Source organism: Pseudomonas sp. NPDC087817, from assembly GCF_044742875.1.
In the GTDB taxonomy this organism is placed as follows: Bacteria; Pseudomonadota; Gammaproteobacteria; order Pseudomonadales; family Pseudomonadaceae; genus Aquipseudomonas.
In genome coordinates, this window is sequence record NZ_JBIUVJ010000026.1 from 52,525 (window position 1) to 68,547 (window position 16,023).

The 16,023-nt window shown below is 60.1% G+C and carries 18 protein-coding genes; 10 read left to right on the forward strand and 8 right to left on the reverse strand.

Going from position 1 to position 16,023, the window contains the following annotated elements; genetic code table 11:
• Positions 1-146 precede the first annotated feature (146 nt).
• Positions 147-1,043 (reverse strand): tRNA glutamyl-Q(34) synthetase GluQRS, encoded by an 897-nt coding sequence (gene gluQRS, locus ACIONG_RS17605; protein WP_401301440.1) that lies wholly within the window; start codon positions 1,041-1,043, stop codon positions 147-149.
• A 213-nt stretch (positions 1,044-1,256) separates the two neighbouring features.
• Positions 1,257-1,700, reverse strand: a complete 444-nt coding sequence (gene dksA / locus ACIONG_RS17610) for an RNA polymerase-binding protein DksA (protein ID WP_003228250.1) — start codon at positions 1,698-1,700, stop codon at positions 1,257-1,259.
• A 334-nt stretch (positions 1,701-2,034) separates the two neighbouring features.
• Between dksA and ACIONG_RS17615 the strand changes: the two genes are divergently transcribed.
• On the forward strand, positions 2,035-3,207 hold the full coding sequence (locus ACIONG_RS17615; RefSeq protein WP_103306555.1) for a pyridoxal phosphate-dependent aminotransferase: 1,173 nt from the start codon (positions 2,035-2,037) through the stop codon (positions 3,205-3,207).
• Complete coding sequence (sfsA, locus tag ACIONG_RS17620) at positions 3,207-3,920, forward strand: DNA/RNA nuclease SfsA (protein ID WP_213026607.1); 714 nt, start codon at positions 3,207-3,209, stop codon at positions 3,918-3,920. The genes ACIONG_RS17615 and sfsA overlap by 1 nt, the downstream gene beginning before the upstream one ends.
• Here sfsA and ACIONG_RS17625 read toward each other — a convergent pair.
• Positions 3,917-4,234 (reverse strand): Rieske (2Fe-2S) protein, encoded by a 318-nt coding sequence (locus ACIONG_RS17625; RefSeq protein WP_103306557.1) that lies wholly within the window; start codon positions 4,232-4,234, stop codon positions 3,917-3,919. The genes sfsA and ACIONG_RS17625 overlap by 4 nt on opposite strands.
• Before the next feature lie 163 nt (positions 4,235-4,397).
• On the opposite strand from ACIONG_RS17625, the gene ACIONG_RS17630 reads away from it, so the two are divergent.
• Genes ACIONG_RS17630 through ACIONG_RS17645 form a run of 4 tightly spaced genes read left to right on the forward strand, consistent with a single transcriptional unit; the run spans position 4,398 to position 7,941 of the window.
• Positions 4,398-5,270 (forward strand): hemin ABC transporter substrate-binding protein, encoded by an 873-nt coding sequence (locus tag ACIONG_RS17630; protein ID WP_401301445.1) that lies wholly within the window; start codon positions 4,398-4,400, stop codon positions 5,268-5,270.
• Positions 5,267-6,304 carry an iron ABC transporter permease gene (locus tag ACIONG_RS17635; protein WP_315446334.1) on the forward strand — a complete coding sequence of 346 codons (1,038 nt, stop codon included), beginning with the start codon at positions 5,267-5,269 and terminating at the stop codon, positions 6,302-6,304. The genes ACIONG_RS17630 and ACIONG_RS17635 overlap by 4 nt, the downstream gene beginning before the upstream one ends.
• On the forward strand, positions 6,304-7,071 hold the full coding sequence (locus ACIONG_RS17640; protein ID WP_103306560.1) for a heme ABC transporter ATP-binding protein: 768 nt from the start codon (positions 6,304-6,306) through the stop codon (positions 7,069-7,071). The genes ACIONG_RS17635 and ACIONG_RS17640 overlap by 1 nt, the downstream gene beginning before the upstream one ends.
• 21 nt (positions 7,072-7,092) lie before the next feature.
• Positions 7,093-7,941, forward strand: coding sequence for a ChaN family lipoprotein (locus ACIONG_RS17645; RefSeq protein ID WP_401301449.1), 849 nt, complete (start codon positions 7,093-7,095; stop codon positions 7,939-7,941).
• A 177-nt stretch (positions 7,942-8,118) separates the two neighbouring features.
• Here ACIONG_RS17645 and ACIONG_RS17650 read toward each other — a convergent pair whose 3' ends face one another.
• From ACIONG_RS17650 to ACIONG_RS17665, 4 genes are all read right to left on the reverse strand, one after another.
• Complete coding sequence (locus ACIONG_RS17650; protein ID WP_401301452.1) at positions 8,119-8,958, reverse strand: Crp/Fnr family transcriptional regulator; 840 nt, start codon at positions 8,956-8,958, stop codon at positions 8,119-8,121.
• Positions 8,959-8,974: 16 nt separating this feature from the next.
• Positions 8,975-9,247 (reverse strand): TfoX/Sxy family protein, encoded by a 273-nt coding sequence (locus tag ACIONG_RS17655; protein WP_003228231.1) that lies wholly within the window; start codon positions 9,245-9,247, stop codon positions 8,975-8,977.
• 286 nt (positions 9,248-9,533) lie between these two features.
• A complete protein-coding gene (locus tag ACIONG_RS17660) occupies positions 9,534-9,878 on the reverse strand; it encodes a pentapeptide repeat-containing protein (RefSeq protein WP_007909940.1) in 345 nt (114 codons plus the stop codon).
• Positions 9,879-9,968: 90 nt separating this feature from the next.
• Positions 9,969-11,525, reverse strand: coding sequence for an AAA family ATPase (locus ACIONG_RS17665; protein WP_401301455.1), 1,557 nt, complete (start codon positions 11,523-11,525; stop codon positions 9,969-9,971).
• A 118-nt stretch (positions 11,526-11,643) separates the two neighbouring features.
• On the opposite strand from ACIONG_RS17665, the gene mrcB reads away from it, so the two are divergent.
• Genes mrcB through ACIONG_RS17680 form a run of 3 tightly spaced genes read left to right on the forward strand, consistent with a single transcriptional unit; the run spans position 11,644 to position 15,069 of the window.
• Entirely contained in the window at positions 11,644-13,968 is a 2,325-nt protein-coding gene (mrcB, locus tag ACIONG_RS17670) for a penicillin-binding protein 1B (protein WP_401301458.1), read from the forward strand.
• A 16-nt stretch (positions 13,969-13,984) separates the two neighbouring features.
• Entirely contained in the window at positions 13,985-14,734 is a 750-nt protein-coding gene (locus ACIONG_RS17675) for a hypothetical protein (RefSeq protein WP_103306564.1), read from the forward strand.
• Positions 14,734-15,069 (forward strand): YqcC family protein, encoded by a 336-nt coding sequence (locus tag ACIONG_RS17680; protein ID WP_103306565.1) that lies wholly within the window; start codon positions 14,734-14,736, stop codon positions 15,067-15,069. The genes ACIONG_RS17675 and ACIONG_RS17680 overlap by 1 nt, the downstream gene beginning before the upstream one ends.
• 18 nt (positions 15,070-15,087) lie before the next feature.
• On the opposite strand, the gene ACIONG_RS17685 is transcribed toward ACIONG_RS17680, so the two are convergent.
• Positions 15,088-15,504 (reverse strand): DUF4124 domain-containing protein, encoded by a 417-nt coding sequence (locus ACIONG_RS17685; protein WP_315446339.1) that lies wholly within the window; start codon positions 15,502-15,504, stop codon positions 15,088-15,090.
• Positions 15,505-15,903: 399 nt separating this feature from the next.
• Between ACIONG_RS17685 and ACIONG_RS17690 the strand changes: the two genes are divergently transcribed.
• Positions 15,904-16,023 (forward strand): hypothetical protein (locus ACIONG_RS17690; protein WP_401301466.1); only part of this gene is annotated, 120 nt, incomplete at its 3' end.

A 16,023-nucleotide genomic window follows, 5' to 3' on the forward strand; every position in this document is an offset into this window, starting at 1 on the left:
ATCCATGATGGCGGGAGAAAACAGATAGATCCCCACGACCAAAAGCAGGACCAAGCGATAGATGTACATCCCGGCCTCTCTTTTTTATGCGCGTGCCCGAAAACGTGCGGCGATGGTAACGGATGGCGGCGCGACTGCAAGTGTCGTCATGACAGTTGCGCTTCGGGGAGGGTCAGTGTGCGCGGGATCTTGCTTGCGTCCCAGTGGGTGCTGCCCCAAGTGAGCAGTTCCTGCGGCGTGGCATGGACCAGCTCGGGGCCAGGGTTTTGCCCCAATGCGCGCAGGGCTCGCAGCAGTAACGGTGTGGCTTGATCCGCTTCGAGCGGCGGCGAACGGTAGGATTTGCCGAGCTTGTTGCCGTCCGGTTGAGTGATCAGCGGCAGGTGCAGATAGCGTGGCTGACGCAGGCCCAGCAGTTCTTGCAGGTAAAGCTGGCGCGGCGTCGAGTCGAGCAGATCGGCACCACGGACGATATCGGTGATGCCTTGCCAGGCATCGTCGAGGACCACGGCCAATTGATAGGCGTAGAGGCCGTCGCGGCGACGGATGACGAAATCGCCGACATCGCGGCCCAGATGCTGACGGTATTCGCCCTGCACACGGTCGATGAAGTGGTATTCCAGCTCCGGCACGCGCAGGCGGATGGCGGCGTCTTGCTGGTCATGCCCGGCATTGCGGCACAGTCCCGGATAAATGCCGTGATAAGGCTCCAGTTGCTTGCGCGAACAGGTGCAGGCGTAAGCGAGACCGTGATTGAACAGGCTGTTGAGGACTTCGGCGTAGGCGTCGTGCCGATCGCTCTGGCGCACCATCTCGCCATCCCATTCGAAGCCGTAGCTTTCCAGCGCCTTGAGAATCGCCGCTTGTGCGCCGGGTTCTTCGCGCGGCGGATCGAGATCCTCCATGCGCACCAGCCAGCGACCGCCGACCGAACGCGCATCGAGGTAAGAGGCGAGGGCAGCAACCAGCGAGCCGAAGTGCAAGTGGCCACTGGGCGTGGGGGCGAAACGGCCGATGTAGGCGGGAGAGGTTTTGGCAGTCATGGGAGCGATAGTACTTTTTCAGGGCTTGTGCGCACTACCTTGTGGGAGGGGGCTTGCTCCCGAATGCGGTTAATCAGTCAACAACTGTGTTTATGACACACCGCATTCGGGAGCAAGCCCCCTCCCACAAAGGCAGAGAAGACAGAGAAGGCAGGTAAAAGGCAGAAACAAAAACGGAGCGTTCGCACGCTCCGTTTTTCGTTCAGGTCGAGATTACTTGCCGACCTGCTTTTCCTTGATTTCCGCCAAGGTCTTGCAGTCGATGCACAGATCCGCAGTCGGACGGGCTTCGAGGCGCTTGACGCCGATCTCGATGCCGCAGGACTCGCACCAGCCGTATTCTTCGTCCTGAATCAGCTCCAGCGTCTTGTCGATCTTCTTGATCAACTTGCGCTCGCGGTCGCGGGCGCGCAGCTCGAGGGCGAATTCTTCTTCCTGACTGGCACGGTCGGCCGGGTCAGGAAAGTTGGCCGCTTCGTCTTTCATGTGATCAACAGTACGGTCGACTTCCTGCATCAAGTCCTGTTTCCACTTGTTCAGGATCTTGGTGAAGTGCGCGCGCATGGGGGCGCCCATGTACTCTTCGCCGGCCTTCGGAACGTAAGGTTCGAAGCCGCTGATCGTCGCTTGCTGCTGTTGCTTTGCTTGGGTGGGCATGAAATGGACCGCCTCTACTCTTGTAATCCATTGCGCAGGATTGCTCCATCACCGACACCTGCCGGCCCTGCGGCTGCAAGCGGGCGAACTTACCAGATCAATTCGGCCTGCGCTACTCCCGGATGTCGAGCCCCCGGCGGGTGGCGCTTGCAAATGTTTGGCAAGCCGTGTCTGGCGGTGTGGGAGACCTGTTCAATCACTGATTTTAGTCAATCCTGGAGCGTACGCTCATATCGTTACAGTCCAGCGTTCTTGAGGCTGTGACCGCGGTGGGTTCTCGCTCGTTCCGGGAGATGAGTAGAATCGTCTCTTTTTCCCCGTCGAAGGAAATCCAATGGCTCAGCCCTACAGTGCGCGCAGTCGTGCGATCGAACCGTTCCATGTGATGGCGCTGCTGGCGCGGGCCAATGAATTGCAGGCTGAAGGGCACGACGTTATCCATCTGGAAATTGGCGAACCGGACTTCACTACGGCCGAGCCAATCATCCGCGCAGGGCAAGCGGCGCTGACGGCGGGCAAGACGCGTTACACCGCCGCACGCGGCATTCCTGAACTGCGCGAGGCGATTTCCGGTTTTTATCAGTCGCGTTACGGGCTGAACATTGATCCGCGGCGAATTCTGATCACGCCCGGTGGCTCCGGTGCCTTGTTGCTGGCTAGCGCGTTGCTGGTCGATCCCGGCAAGCACTGGCTGTTGGCCGATCCAGGGTATCCGTGTAACCGGCACTTTCTGCGTCTGGTCGAAGGTGCGGCGCAGCTCGTGCCGGTAGGCCCGGATGTGCGCTACCAACTGACGCCGGACCTGGTTGCGCGGCATTGGGATCACGACAGCGTCGGTGCATTGGTGGCCTCGCCGGCCAACCCGACGGGGACGATCCTGACCCGCGATGAGCTGGCCGGGTTATCCACAGCCATCAAGGCGCGACACGGGCATCTGGTCGTCGACGAGATCTACCACGGCCTGACTTATGGCACCGATGCGGCGAGCGTGCTGGAAGTCGATGACAGCGCCTTCGTCCTCAACAGTTTCTCCAAGTACTTCGGCATGACCGGCTGGCGCCTGGGCTGGCTGGTCGCACCGGATGCGGCGGTCAGCGAGTTGGAGAAACTGGCGCAAAACCTCTACATCAGCGCGCCGAGCATGGCGCAGTACGCGGCACTGGCCTGTTTCGAGCCGGACACCATTGCCATTCTCGAAGAGCGCCGGGCTGAATTTGGTCGGCGTCGGGACTTCCTCCTGCCCGCGTTGCGCGAATTGGGTTTCAACATCGCCGTCGAGCCGGAAGGTGCTTTTTACTTGTATGCCGATATCAGCAAGTTCGGCGGCGATGCCTTCGCGTTCTGCCGCCATTTCCTTGAAACCGAGCATGTGGCGTTTACCCCGGGACTGGATTTCGGCCGCTATCAGGCCAGCCACCATGTGCGTTTTGCCTACACGCAAAACCTCCCTCGCTTACAGGAAGCGGTGGAACGGATCGCCCGTGGCTTGAAGAGCTGGCAAGGCTGATGCGCTTTTATCCTCCTCTGGAAGAGGCGCGGCTGATCCGTCGTTACAAGCGCTTTCTCGCCGACGTCGAAACGGTTGGTGGCGAATTGTTGACCATTCACTGTCCGAACACTGGCTCGATGCTTAATTGTCAGGTCGAAGGCGGGCAGGTCTGGTTCAGTCGCTCCAATGACCCTAAACGCAAATTGCCCGGTACCTGGGAGATCGGCGAAACCCCGCAGGGGCGGTTGTTTTGTGTGAACACCGGACGCGCCAACGGGCTGGTCGAAGAAGCCTTGCAGGCCGGCGTCATCAGCGAGCTGAACGGGTTTACCGCGTTGAAGCGCGAAGTGGCGTACGGGCAGGAAAAGAGCCGCATCGATTTTCGTCTCGAATACCCGAGCGGCCCCGCTTATGTAGAAGTGAAAAGCGTCACCCTGGGCTTTGATGGCACCAATGTGGCGGCGTTTCCCGATGCCGTCACGCAACGCGGCGCCAAGCATTTGCGCGAGCTGGCGCATCTGGCGCGGGACGGGATTCGTGCGGTGCAGTTGTATTGCGTAAATCTCACCGGGATTGAGGCGGTGCGTCCTGCGGTGGAGATCGATTCGGCCTACGCCGATGCGTTACGCGAAGCGGTCGCCGATGGGGTCGAGGTCTTGGCTTATGGGGTGCGGCTGAATCATCAAGAGATGGTCATCGACCGGCGACTCGACGTGCTGCTCAACGGTTAAACATCGATCCACAGGCCCTGCGCATCCTCGCGACAAGGAATAGCCGTCAGCGATTGCCCGGCGCAGGGCCCGGCAACACATTCGCCGTCCTCGATCAGAAACAGTGCGCCATGGGTCGCGCACTGGATCAGGCTGTTGCTCGGGTCGAGAAACTGGTCGGGATGCCATTCGAGTCCCACGCCCCGGTGCGGGCAGCGATTCAGGTAGACATACGCCTGGCCATTACGGCGCACGGCGAACAGCTTTTTGCCGGCGATATCGAAACCGCGGCTGCCGGCCTCGGCCAGCTCGACACCCGCGCAGAGAAACTTCATGGCTATCCTCTAATGTCCGCTCGTGTCCGGATATGTCCGAGCTTGACGTTTAAATGCAAACAATTATCAAATGGCGGCCATCGCCCAAAGGCGTCTGCCCGATGCCGAGGATACTTGGCCTGTCATCCTGATGCCCGGGAAAACCTTGTTCAAGGAAGCTGTTATGCGCCTGAGTACCCGCGTTGCTGTGCTGTGTGCCGGACTTTTCGTCAGTCTTCAGGCCGCATCGGCTGAATTGCCGCAACGTTGGGTCAGTGCCGGTGGTGCGCTGTCAGAGTGGGTCAGTGCATTGGGTGGCGAGTCGAAACTGGTGGGCGTCGACACCACCAGCCAGCATCCCGAAACATTGAAGTCGCTGCCGAGCATCGGTTATCAGCGCAGTCTTTCTGCCGAGGGCATTCTCAGTCTGCGCCCGGATATTCTCATCGGCACCGAAGAAATGGGTCCGCCACCGGTGCTGTCGCAGGTGAAAGCAGCCAAGGTGCAGGTGGAATTGTTCTCGGCTCAGCCGGATCTGCCGACACTGCAAAAGAACGTCACTCATCTGGGCCAATTGCTCGGCGCCGAGTCTCAGGCTGCGCAGTTGCTGCAACGTTATCAACAGCAACTCGATGCGCAGAAAGCGCGGGTTGCACAAGCACAGGCCAAGCAGAAGGCGCCGGGCGTGCTGTTGTTGCTCGGCCATGCCGGTGGCAAACCGTTGATCGCCGGCAAGGACACCGCCGCCGACTGGCTGCTGCAACAGGCGGGCGGGCATAACCTCGCGACACATACGGGCTACAAGCCATTCTCCGTGGAGTCCCTCGCCAGCCTTGATCCTGAAGTGCTGGTGTTCGCCGACCGGGCGTTGACCGGTGATGCGGCGAAAGCCGCGTTGTTCAAGGAAAACCCGATCCTCAATTCCAGTCGCGCGGCCAAGGCCGGGCGTGTGCTGGAGCTTGATCCGACATTGCTGGTTGGCGGGCTCGGGCCGCGATTACCGGCAGCGTTGAAAAGCCTGTCTGACGGTTTTTACCCGGCCAAGAGCGGCCAATGACCACACTGGTAAAGCCCCGTGGCCTGTTCATTGGCCTGACGCTCCTGTGTTTATCGGCGATCTGGCTGTCGCTCGCGCTGGGGCCGGTCAGCCTGCCGCTGTTCGATACCCTGCGCGCGGCGTTGCGTCTGGTCGGCGTGCCGCTGGCGCCGGACGGCCTGGAGCAGGCTGAGCTGATTCTCGGGCAGATTCGTTTGCCGCGAACCCTGCTCGGGCTGGCGGTTGGCGGAGTGTTGGCGTTGTCGGGTGTGGCGATGCAGGGGCTTTTCCGTAATCCGCTGGCGGACCCGGGGCTGGTCGGGGTGTCCAGTGGCGCCGCGTTGGGTGCGGCGATCGCGATTGTTGGCGGCTCGTTTTTCGGTGGCTTGCCGGAGTGGTTCGGGCCTTATCTGCTGTCGGTGTGTGCATTTCTGGGCGGGCTCGGGGTGACCGCGCTGGTGTATCGGCTCGGTCGGCGCAACGGGCAAACAAATGTCGCGACCATGTTGCTGGCGGGGATTGCGCTGACGGCGCTGGCCAGTTCGGCAGTCGGCCTGTTCACCTATCTGGCGGATGACGCGACGTTGCGCACGCTGACGTTCTGGAACCTCGGCAGCCTCAATGGCGCCAGTTATGCGCGGCTGTGGCCCTTGCTGATCATCAGTGCAGGCGTTGCGCTGTGGTTGCCGCGTCGGGCGAAAGCGCTGAATGCCTTGCTGTTGGGTGAGTCCGAGGCCGGGCATCTGGGAATTGATGTCGAACGGCTCAAGCGCGAACTGGTGTTCTGTACGGCGCTGGGCGTCGGCGCGGCGGTGGCGGCGGCGGGGATGATCGGTTTTGTCGGGCTGGTGGTGCCGCATCTGGTGCGCTTGCTCGCGGGGCCTGATCATCGTGTGTTACTGCCGGCCTCGGTGCTGGCCGGGGCGAGCCTGTTGTTGCTGGCCGACCTGGTGGCGCGGCTGGCGCTGGCCCCGGCGGAGTTGCCGATCGGTATTGTCACGGCGTTTATCGGCGCGCCGTTCTTCCTTTATCTGCTGCTGCGAGGGCGTGCCTGATGTTGCGTGCGCACAATCTGCACATCCTGCGTGGCCGCAAGGCTGTGCTCAGCGGCGTCACCCTGCAACTCGAACCGGGCGAAGTGCTCGGTGTGCTGGGGCCCAACGGCGCCGGTAAGAGCACCTTGCTCGGTGCCTTGTGTGGTGAGTTGGTGGCGAGTGAGGGTGAAGTCTCGCTCGATGGTGAAACATTGGCGCACTGGACGGGCACACAGCGCGCTCAGCGATTGGCTGTGTTACCGCAGGTGTCGACACTGGATTTTGCCTTTCGTGTTGAAGAAGTGGTCGGCATGGGTCGCTTGCCTTATCAGAGTGGTCGAGTGCGTGATGACGAGATTGTTGCCGCAGCACTGACAGCGGCAGATGCCGGGCATTTGAGCGGACGCAGTTATCTGGCGTTGTCGGGTGGCGAGCGTCAGCGCGTGCATCTGGCGCGGGTGTTGGCGCAACTCTGGCCGGGGCAGGTCGGGCAAACGCTGCTGCTGGATGAGCCGACGTCGATGCTTGATCCGCTGCATCAACACACCACCCTGCAGGCGGTGCGCGAGTTTGCCGACCGTGGGGCGGCAGTGATGGTGATCCTGCATGATCTGAATCTGGCGGCGCGTTATTGTGATCGCGTGTTGCTGCTTGAGGGCGGACAACCGGTCGCACTGGATACGCCGCAGCAAGTGCTGCGACCGGATACCCTTAAAGACGTGTTTGGTCTCGAAGTGCTGGTGCAGCCGCACCCGGAGCGTGGGCATCCGCTGATCATCGCCCGCTGAATGTTTCGTCGAGGTGAGTGCATGCGTGGGATGTGGCTGTTGGCGATGTTGTGGCTTGCGGGATGTCAGCATGTAGCAGCGCCGCCGCCAATCGGTGGCGAGATTCGCGATCTGCACAGTGGCGAGGTGCTGACGGCGCAGCAATTACTCAAACGTCTGGCCAAGCCTGAGCGAGTAATCATCGGCGAGCAGCATGACAAAGCCGATCACCACGCCGCCGAGTTGTGGCTGCTGCAGTCGCTCGGCGAGCAGCGTTCTCAGGGAAGTCTGCTTTTGGAAATGCTCACGCCGGATCAGCAGCCGAAGGTGGATGCGGTGCGGCAACCCGCGCAGTTGCCCAACGATCTTCCTGGCGCGCTGGCCTGGCAGGACGGTTGGGACTGGAATCTTTATGGGCCAATGGTCCGCTTCGCTCTCACACAACCTTACCCGTTGCTGGCGGCCAATCTGGATAACCCTGAAATCCGCGCGTTCTATCGCAATCCGCCAGTCTTGAACGGTCAGCGCAGCAATGCTGAAGACGTGAAGACGACTCTGCTGGGGCAGATCAGCGAGTCTCACTGTGGCTTGCTGCCTGAGTCGCAGATGCCAGCGATGCTGGCGGTTCAGCAACAACGTGACCGACGCATGGCCGAGCGTCTATTGGCAGCGCCGATCCCTTCCTTGTTGCTGGCCGGTGCGTGGCATGCGCGCAAGGATGTCGGGGTGCCGCTGCATGTTGTGGACTTGGGCGCGCAGGCGCCCACGGTGCTGATGCTGGCGGAGCAGGGTGCCGACGTTACCGCGAAGATGGCCGATTACGTCTGGTACACACCGGCGACGCCCAAGCGCGATTACTGTGAAGAGATGCGCAAACAGTTCGGCAAATGACTTTTCCACAGGCAAAAAAAAGACCCGGTAAAAACCGGGTCAAATAACCGTGATTAGCCTGATGAGGAGATAATCTGAGAGTACGAACCAAGGGCTTTTCAGAATATCGACTGATCTCGCGACCAGTTGTGATAATCATAGCGATTCTCATTACCAAGTCAACCGCTGTTTCTGCATTTATTTTATCTGGTCTCTGGAATGGCCTGATTGCCCTGTAAATGAAGGGCTCGGCGTTGCGCTCAACTGAATGATCTGACGGTTGAGTTGGTCGATACGCCGGGCCATGCTCTCGATCAGGCTGTGGGCGATCTTCGGATTGCTGCGGGTCATGCTCAAAAACTGATCAGCGGGAATCAACATCACCGTACTGCGTTCGCGGGCAATCACGGTCGCGTTACGCGGTTCTCCAGTGAACACAGCCATGGCACCAAAAATTTCGTCCTTGGGCACTTCGCCAACCTTCTGCCCGTCGACAAAAGCTTCGGCATGCCCGTCGATGATCACAAATACATGATCGGCGGCAGCGCCCTGGTGAATCAGGATTTCACCGGCCTCGACCCGTTTGAAGCCGTTGGTGCTGCGAAACTCCCGCGGTTTCAGCTCGGCCACCGCGTGGGCGAGCAAAGCCATTTGCCCCAGCATGTATTGGAGAAATTGTTCCGCCCGGTTGGCGTCGGCAAACAAATGCTGCAACACATCACTGCGCCGATAGGGCGTCACACGCAACGGCCCGTCACTGCACAGGCGCGAATCGCCCCAGTCATCACCGCGCAGAAGGCCGATGAAGTCACCCTCCTGCCAATAAAACAGTGCGCGTGCGCCGATGTATCCGGTGATCACACCTTCAGTCAGCAAAAACAACTGATCGCCGGGCAACTGCGTCATCAAGTCCTCAGTCGCCTCCAGCTCAAGCGCCGGCCCGCACGGTTCGAGGCCTTGCAGCCACTGTGCAGGCAAACTCTGCAAGCGGTTGATCAATGCGTCGGCAAGCGCCGATTGTTCCCCAAGCAGGTACATGACGGTCAGCGCCCGTTCAATTCTTGTGACGCGAGGAAATGGCTTCGAGTTGCTTGTTCAAGGCGTCCTTGCGTTCGGCCGGGATGTCGTTCCAATGCACATCCATCAGCGCGCCCTCGATCGCATACAGCAACACCTTCGATGCACGAAACCCGCGGGTACGCACGGCCCGGTAGGCATCGACAGCGCCCAGGCGCCGCAAGTCCGAAGCGCTGTGGATGCCCACGGCATGCAGCCATTGCGCCGACGTCTTGCCAAGATTCTTCAGGTGTTGCAGTTCATCATTCATCAAGCCTCCTTGCGACGGCCGAATGGTGCGTGGGCGAGCTTCTCAGGAGTGTAGCCATCAGTAGGAAAAGCGTGGTTGTTTGGTCGGATTCAACTCAAACGCTTCTAAGAAAGTGCGCCGCAGAGGCGCCGAAGACCTGCGAACGCAGAAAGGCGGGAAGAAATACATATCAATGAAGGTGCGAGCCTGCTCGCGATGGCGGACAGACAGGCAACACATTAGTTGAATGTTGAGCCGCCATCGCGAGCAGGCTCACTCCTACAGGGGGAGGAACTGGATGGTTATCTCAACGAGTGCGATAACGCAGGCGCGTGCCGAAATTCATCGACATCAGAATCTCGTCAGCACTCAGCTCCGGCGGGAAGTACGCCCCGGAAATCTGCGCGTGAGCAAGGCTTGCGCCCTCCAGCGATGCGTTACGGAAGTCGATGCCACGCAAATCGGCAGAACGGAAATACGCGTCCCTGAAATCCACGCCATCGGCGTTCAGTTCGCGCAGATCGAGGCCACGGAAGTCGCCGCCGACCATGTCGATTGGTCCGTCTTGCGGGCGCTCTTTATTGAAACCTGTGATGTCATCTTTGTGCAGCAAGGCATACAGCGGGGTGTCGAGAAGTTTCGGCTGGCTCATGTCATATCACCGTTGGTTTTATGGCGCCAGTATAGTGCCACTATTTGACGGCCGTGAAGCAAGCGAGGGCTTCACGGCCGAAATAGTTTCTTACAGGCCTGGCAGGCGCTGACGGATCTGCGCGACCACGGTGTCCAGCGTGCCGGATTCATTGGTCTGCACGCGTTTGCTGCGCAGAATCTCTTCCGGCGTCAGTGCTTCGCGGTTGGCCTGCTGGGCTTCGATCACGGCCAGTGTGGCGTCGGACGGATCCTTTTGGTCAGCCTGACGAATCGCCAGCCAGCTCTCGATCACCGCTTGCGGCGCGTTGCAGTCGAGGATCAGGAAAGGTGTACCGGTGGCTTCGGCGATTTTTGCGGCGCTGTCGCGTTGCTCACGCTTGAGGTAAGTCGCATCGATGACCACCGGGAAACCGGCGTGCAGGATGACTTCAGCGATCTCATGCAGGCGCGCGTAAGTCTTGGCGCTGGCGTCGGCGCTATAAATGCCCGCCTGCACATCATTGGCCACGGTTTGCTCGCCGAACAGGCGCTTGCGCTCAACATCGGAACGCAGACGGATCGCGCCCAGCGCTTCGACCAGACGCATGGCCACGTGGCTTTTACCGACAGCGGAAACACCGTGGGTGATAGCCATGAAACGCGAAGGAATGGTGCTGTAACTTTCCGCCAGGTTGGCGTAGTTGCGGTACTGACGCAGGGTAGTGGCGCGCTGCACTGGAGTCGCGTCTGCCGGCATGCTGAACAGTGCAACCTTGGCGCGAACCAGTGCGCGATAGGCTTTATAGAAGTTCAGCACTTCCAGGCCCTGATAGTCGCCGGTCAGCTCCAGGTATTGGCTGATGAAGCGGCGCGCCAACGATTTCAGGCCACGATCTTCCAGGTCCATCGCGAGGAAACCGGTGTCGGCCCAGACGTCGGTGAAGCGGAACGGTTCGTTGAATTCGATGCAGTCGAAGATCACCACTTTGCCGTCGATGACGGTGGCGTTGCCCAAGTGGATATCACCGTGGCATTCACGGGTGAAACCCTCGGTTTTACGCTGGGTGAACAGCGGCTTGAGGCGTTCGAAGCTGCTTTCGGCCCAGGCTTTCAGTGCTTCGAGTTGCAGCAGATCGTTCTTGTCGCTGAGGAACGGCAGGATCTGCTCGAAGTTTTGCGACACCGGCGCCATCACGCTGGCCGGGGTGCCGGCGTCGTGTTCGGCCGGGACTTTGGGGGCGTTGAGATGGAATTTGGCGATCTGTTCGGCCATTTCATCGATGTGCTGGGTGGTCAGCTCGCCATTGGCCTGCAGGGTGCTGAGCAAACCGGTCTGCGGGAACTGGCGCATTTTCAGTACGTATTCGATGGCCGGACCGTCGCCGCCCAGTTGCGGGGCTTCGATGCTGCCGGTGACCGGCAACACTTCCAGATACAAATCGTCGGTCAGACGCTGGTTCAGGCGCAGCTCTTCAGCGCAGAAATGTGCGCGCGATTCGAGGTTAGTGAAGTCGAGGAAGCCGAAATTCACGGGCTTCTTCACTTTATAAGCGAAGGGGCCGGTGAGGATCACCCACGAGATATGGGTTTCGATGACCTGGAACCCTTCGACGGGGTGCGGGTAAAGGGCCGGGTTTTGCAGGGCAGCGATCAGTGATTGGCTCACGGGCGATCCTTCAGAGACTGGGGGAAATTCGAGGTCGCCATTATGGCCGCTCGCCAGCCCGACGCAAACCTCGGAGCGCTCCTGTTGAGGATGAATAAAGTGCGTATAATCCGCCGCCATGACTCGAACTCGATCCCCCCGTACCAAGAAAAAACCACCATCCAAGGGCCTGCGCCCATGGCTGAGCTGGGCCATTAAACTCAGTCTGGTCGGCCTTGTGGTGCTGGCCGGCTTCGCCGTTTACCTCGATGCCGTGGTGCAGGAGAAGTTCTCCGGCAAGCGCTGGACCATCCCGGCCAAGGTGTACGCGCGCCCGCTCGAGCTGTTCGTCGGACAAAAGCTCAGCAAGGACGATTTCCTCACCGAACTCGATGCCCTCGGCTATCGCCGTGAAGCCGTCAGCAATGGCCCGGGCGCCGCAGCGGTTTCCGGCAACACCGTCGATTTGAATACCCGTGGCTTCCAGTTCTATGAAGGACTGGAAAAAGCGCAGCCGGTGCGCGTGCGTTTCTCGGGTGATTACGTCGCCGAGCTGTCGGCGACCAATGGCTCCAAGCTGTCGGTGGTGCGACTGGAACCGCTGATGATCGGCGGGATTTATCCGAAGAATCTCGAAGACCGCATTCTGATCAAGCTCGATCAGGTGCCGCCGTACCTGCTGGAAACCCTGGTCGCCGTCGAAGACCGCGATTTCTACAGCCACTGGGGCGTGTCACCGAAATCGATTGCACGTGCGATCTGGGTCAACACTTCGGGCGGCAAGATGACTCAGGGCGGCAGTACGCTGACGCAGCAGTTGGTGAAAAACTTCTACCTGACTGGCGAACGCAGCCTCAGCCGCAAGCTCACCGAAGCCATGATGGCGATGCTGCTGGAAGTGCATTACGACAAGAAGGAAATCCTTGAGGCCTACCTCAATGAGGTCTTTGTCGGTCAGGACGGCCAGCGTGCGGTGCACGGCTTCGGTCTGGCCAGCCAGTTCTTCTTCGGTCAGCCATTGTCCGAGCTGAAACTGCATCAGGTTGCGTTGCTGGTCGGTATGGTCAAGGGCCCGTCCTACTACAACCCGCGTCGCAACCCGGAGCGTGCGCTTGAGCGCCGCAATCTGGTACTCGACGTACTTGAGCAGCAAGGTGTGGCAACGGCCGAGCAGGTTGAAGCGGCGAAGAAAATGCCGCTGGGTGTGACCACTCGCGGCAAACTCGCCGACAGCTCCTTCCCGGGCTTTATCGATCTGGTCAAACGTCAATTGCGCGAAGATTATCGCGACGAAGACTTGACCGAAGAAGGCCTGCGGATCTTCACCAGTTTCGACCCGATCCTGCAGATGAAGGCCGAGGCGTCAGTCAACGACACCTTTAAACGTCTGGCCGGGCGCAAAGGCTCCGATGACGTTGAAGCGGCGATGGTCGTAACCAATCCGGAAACCGGCGAAGTCCAGGCGATGATCGGCAGCCGACAGGCGAGTTATGCCGGCTTCAACCGGGCGCTGGATGCGGTGCGGCCGATCGGCTCGTTGATCAAGCCAGCGGTTTATCTGACCGCGCTGGAGAAACCGAGCCATTACACGCTGACCAGTTGGCTGTCAGATGATCCGCTGTCAGTCAAAGGCGCGGACGGTCAGGTGTGGAAGCCGCAGAACTATGATCGCCGTTCCCACGGCACCGTATTCCTCTATCAAGGTTTGGCCCACTCCTACAACCTTTCGACCTCGCGCCTCGGGCTCGAAGTCGGTGTGCCAAATGTGCTGAAGACTTTGGCGCGTCTGGGCGTGACACGCGAATTCCCGGCTTATCCATCGATGTTGCTGGGTGCCGGCGGCATGACCCCGATCGAAGTGGCGGCCATGTATCAGACCCTGGCCAACGGTGGTTTCAATACGCCGATGCGCGGGATTCGCAGCGTACTGACCGCCGAAGGTGAGCCGCTCAAGCGTTATCCGTTCCAGATTCAACAGCGTTTCGATCCGGCTTCCATCTACCTGATCCAGAACGCCATGCAGCGGGTCATGCGTGAAGGTACCGGCAGTTCGGTTTATAACGTGCTGCCGAAAACCCTCAACCTGGCCGGCAAGACCGGGACCAGTAACGACTCGCGTGATAGCTGGTTCGCCGGTTTCAGTCAGGATCTGCTGGCGGTGGTGTGGCTGGGGCGTGACGACAACGGCAAGACGCCATTCACCGGTGCCACCGGTGCGTTGCAGGTCTGGACCAGTTTCATGCGCAAGGCCGATCCGCTGCCGCTGGACATGCCGCAGCCAGACAATGTCGTACAGGCGTGGGTCGATTCGCGTACCGGGCAAGGCTCCGATGCCAACTGCCCGGGGGCGGTGCAGATGCCGTATATTCGCGGCAGCGAACCGCCACCCGGCGCCGCATGTGCAGGTGAAACACCTGCCAGCGGCGAATCGGTGATGGATTGGGTCAAGGGCTGGATGAATTAAGCAAAGAGGATTTCAAGTGAACAAGTGGTTGATTCCAGCGGTGACCGCCGTGGCTTTGCTCAGCGGCTGCTCTACCGTACAGCGTGGTTCGATCCCGGTGGTCGATTCGGGTACGGCGGTGTCCAACAGCGAACGCATTTCGGCCAATGGCGGCTTCCGTCAAACGACGGTCAAGCGTCCTGCGCAGGCTCAGACTCAAGCCATTCCGCAAGGTGATACCGGCGTGGTGGTGATGGTGCCGGGGGGCGGCGCGACGACATCGGCACCGATCAGTGCTTCGCCGATCGTGCCGGGTCCGGCGTCGGGCGGTATCACGCCGGGGCCTTACAATCCTTCGCCAGTCGAGTCGGCGCCGATCAACTCCGGCAGCTACAGCATGCCTTCGACACCGAGTGGTATTCCTTCCGCTAGCAGTGGCGGCGGTCTGTCGGCGGACGAGCAGCTGGACGGCCCGGTGCTTGCCTTGCTGACCACCGCTCAACAGCAACAGGCCGGTGGCGACCTCAATGGTGCGTCTTCCAGTCTGGAGCGTGCGCAGCGTGTCGCGCCGCGTGAGCCGCAAGTGCTTTATCGTCTGGCGCAGGTGCGCATGGCTCAAGGCGATGCGCCGCAAGCCGAGCAATTCGCTCGCCGTGCGCTGACCATGGCCAACGGCCGTCCGGACTTGCAGGCCAATCTGTGGGAGATCATCGCTCAGTCCCGTGAGAAACAAGGTGACTCCGCTGGCGCAGCCCAGGCCCGTCAGAAGGCCAAGGTCTCGCTGTGATGGATGCCCGTTTCCCGAAAATCGCCGATCAGTTGCTGCTGATCGAGCGTGAACTGCGCACACAGGGATGGTGGGATGAAGTTCAGCCATCGGTCGAAGCCTTGAGCAGTGTCGAGCCGTTTTCGGTCGACACCCTCGATTTCGAGCAGTGGCTGCAATGGATTTTCCTGCCGCGGATGAAGATGATCCTCGAGCAGGATCTGCCGTTGCCGAATGCCTCGGGCATTCAGGAGATGGCCGAAATGGTCTTCGCCCAGCGCAACGTGCAGGGCAAGGATCGACAGCTGCAGGTGCTGCTCAAAGAGTTCGACCTGCTGATCACCGCCTCGCGCTAACCCGGAAGCTGCCAGTCATCACTGGCAGTTTTCTGCTATCTGCTTCTGCGCTTCTACGATGCGCTCCTGACGCTGTGCATCATCCAACCTGCGCAATTGCCCCTCCACTTCCTCCCTCAAACGCGGATTGTTCTGCAACTGCGCAAGATTGGTGCGTGCCTGCTCGCAAAACTGCTTGAGCTGCGCCTGTTGGTCCGCGACCTGCCTCTTCACTTTGTCATCGATTGCCTTCTGATCACCGAGCGCGCCGCTACCCGGCATCGCCGCAGGTTTCGGCACAGGCGAGGAGGGTGTCTGCACGGTGGTGGAAGGCTGACCCCGTGGCGGCTGCGCATCGAAGTGCGTGACACCTTGGGTGTCGACCCATTTGTAGATTTGAGCGGCCATGCACCACGGGCTGAGGCCGATCAGCAGAGTGAGGAGAAGCGTTCGCATGCTGATTCCTTGGCAAAATTGCGCAATTGACACTAACAGAGTAGCGGTTTTCAGGTTTTTTCTTGCGTTCTCATGTGCTTACCCACAATTAAGCACATAGACGGCTTGACTTGGAGAGGGCGAAACAGAAGAATCCAAAGTCCGCTGTAGAGGGACTGCCAGAAGCAGACCCACTCGGTAGATCATGAGGCGCACATCCGCGCCGACCTGTTACACCCGCAACGCGTTACCTCGCGCTGGGTGGGAAAGGCCCGCAACACTTGGGACGATCCCAATACTTGCTCAGTCAGTGCTGACGTAGTCGGCGACCACCGTCGCTCATGCTCTGCCGAGAAGTAAACCTATTAAGACCCGCCCCTTTTTTGTGGACGGTATTCTGGCGTTTTAGAGGTGAACAACGTGGAGCTTTTATCTGGCGGTGAGATGCTCGTCCGCTTCTTGCGTGACGAAGGCGTCAAATATATCTACGGGTACCCTGGTGGTGCTCTCCTGCATGGTGACGATGCCCGGTTCCAAGAA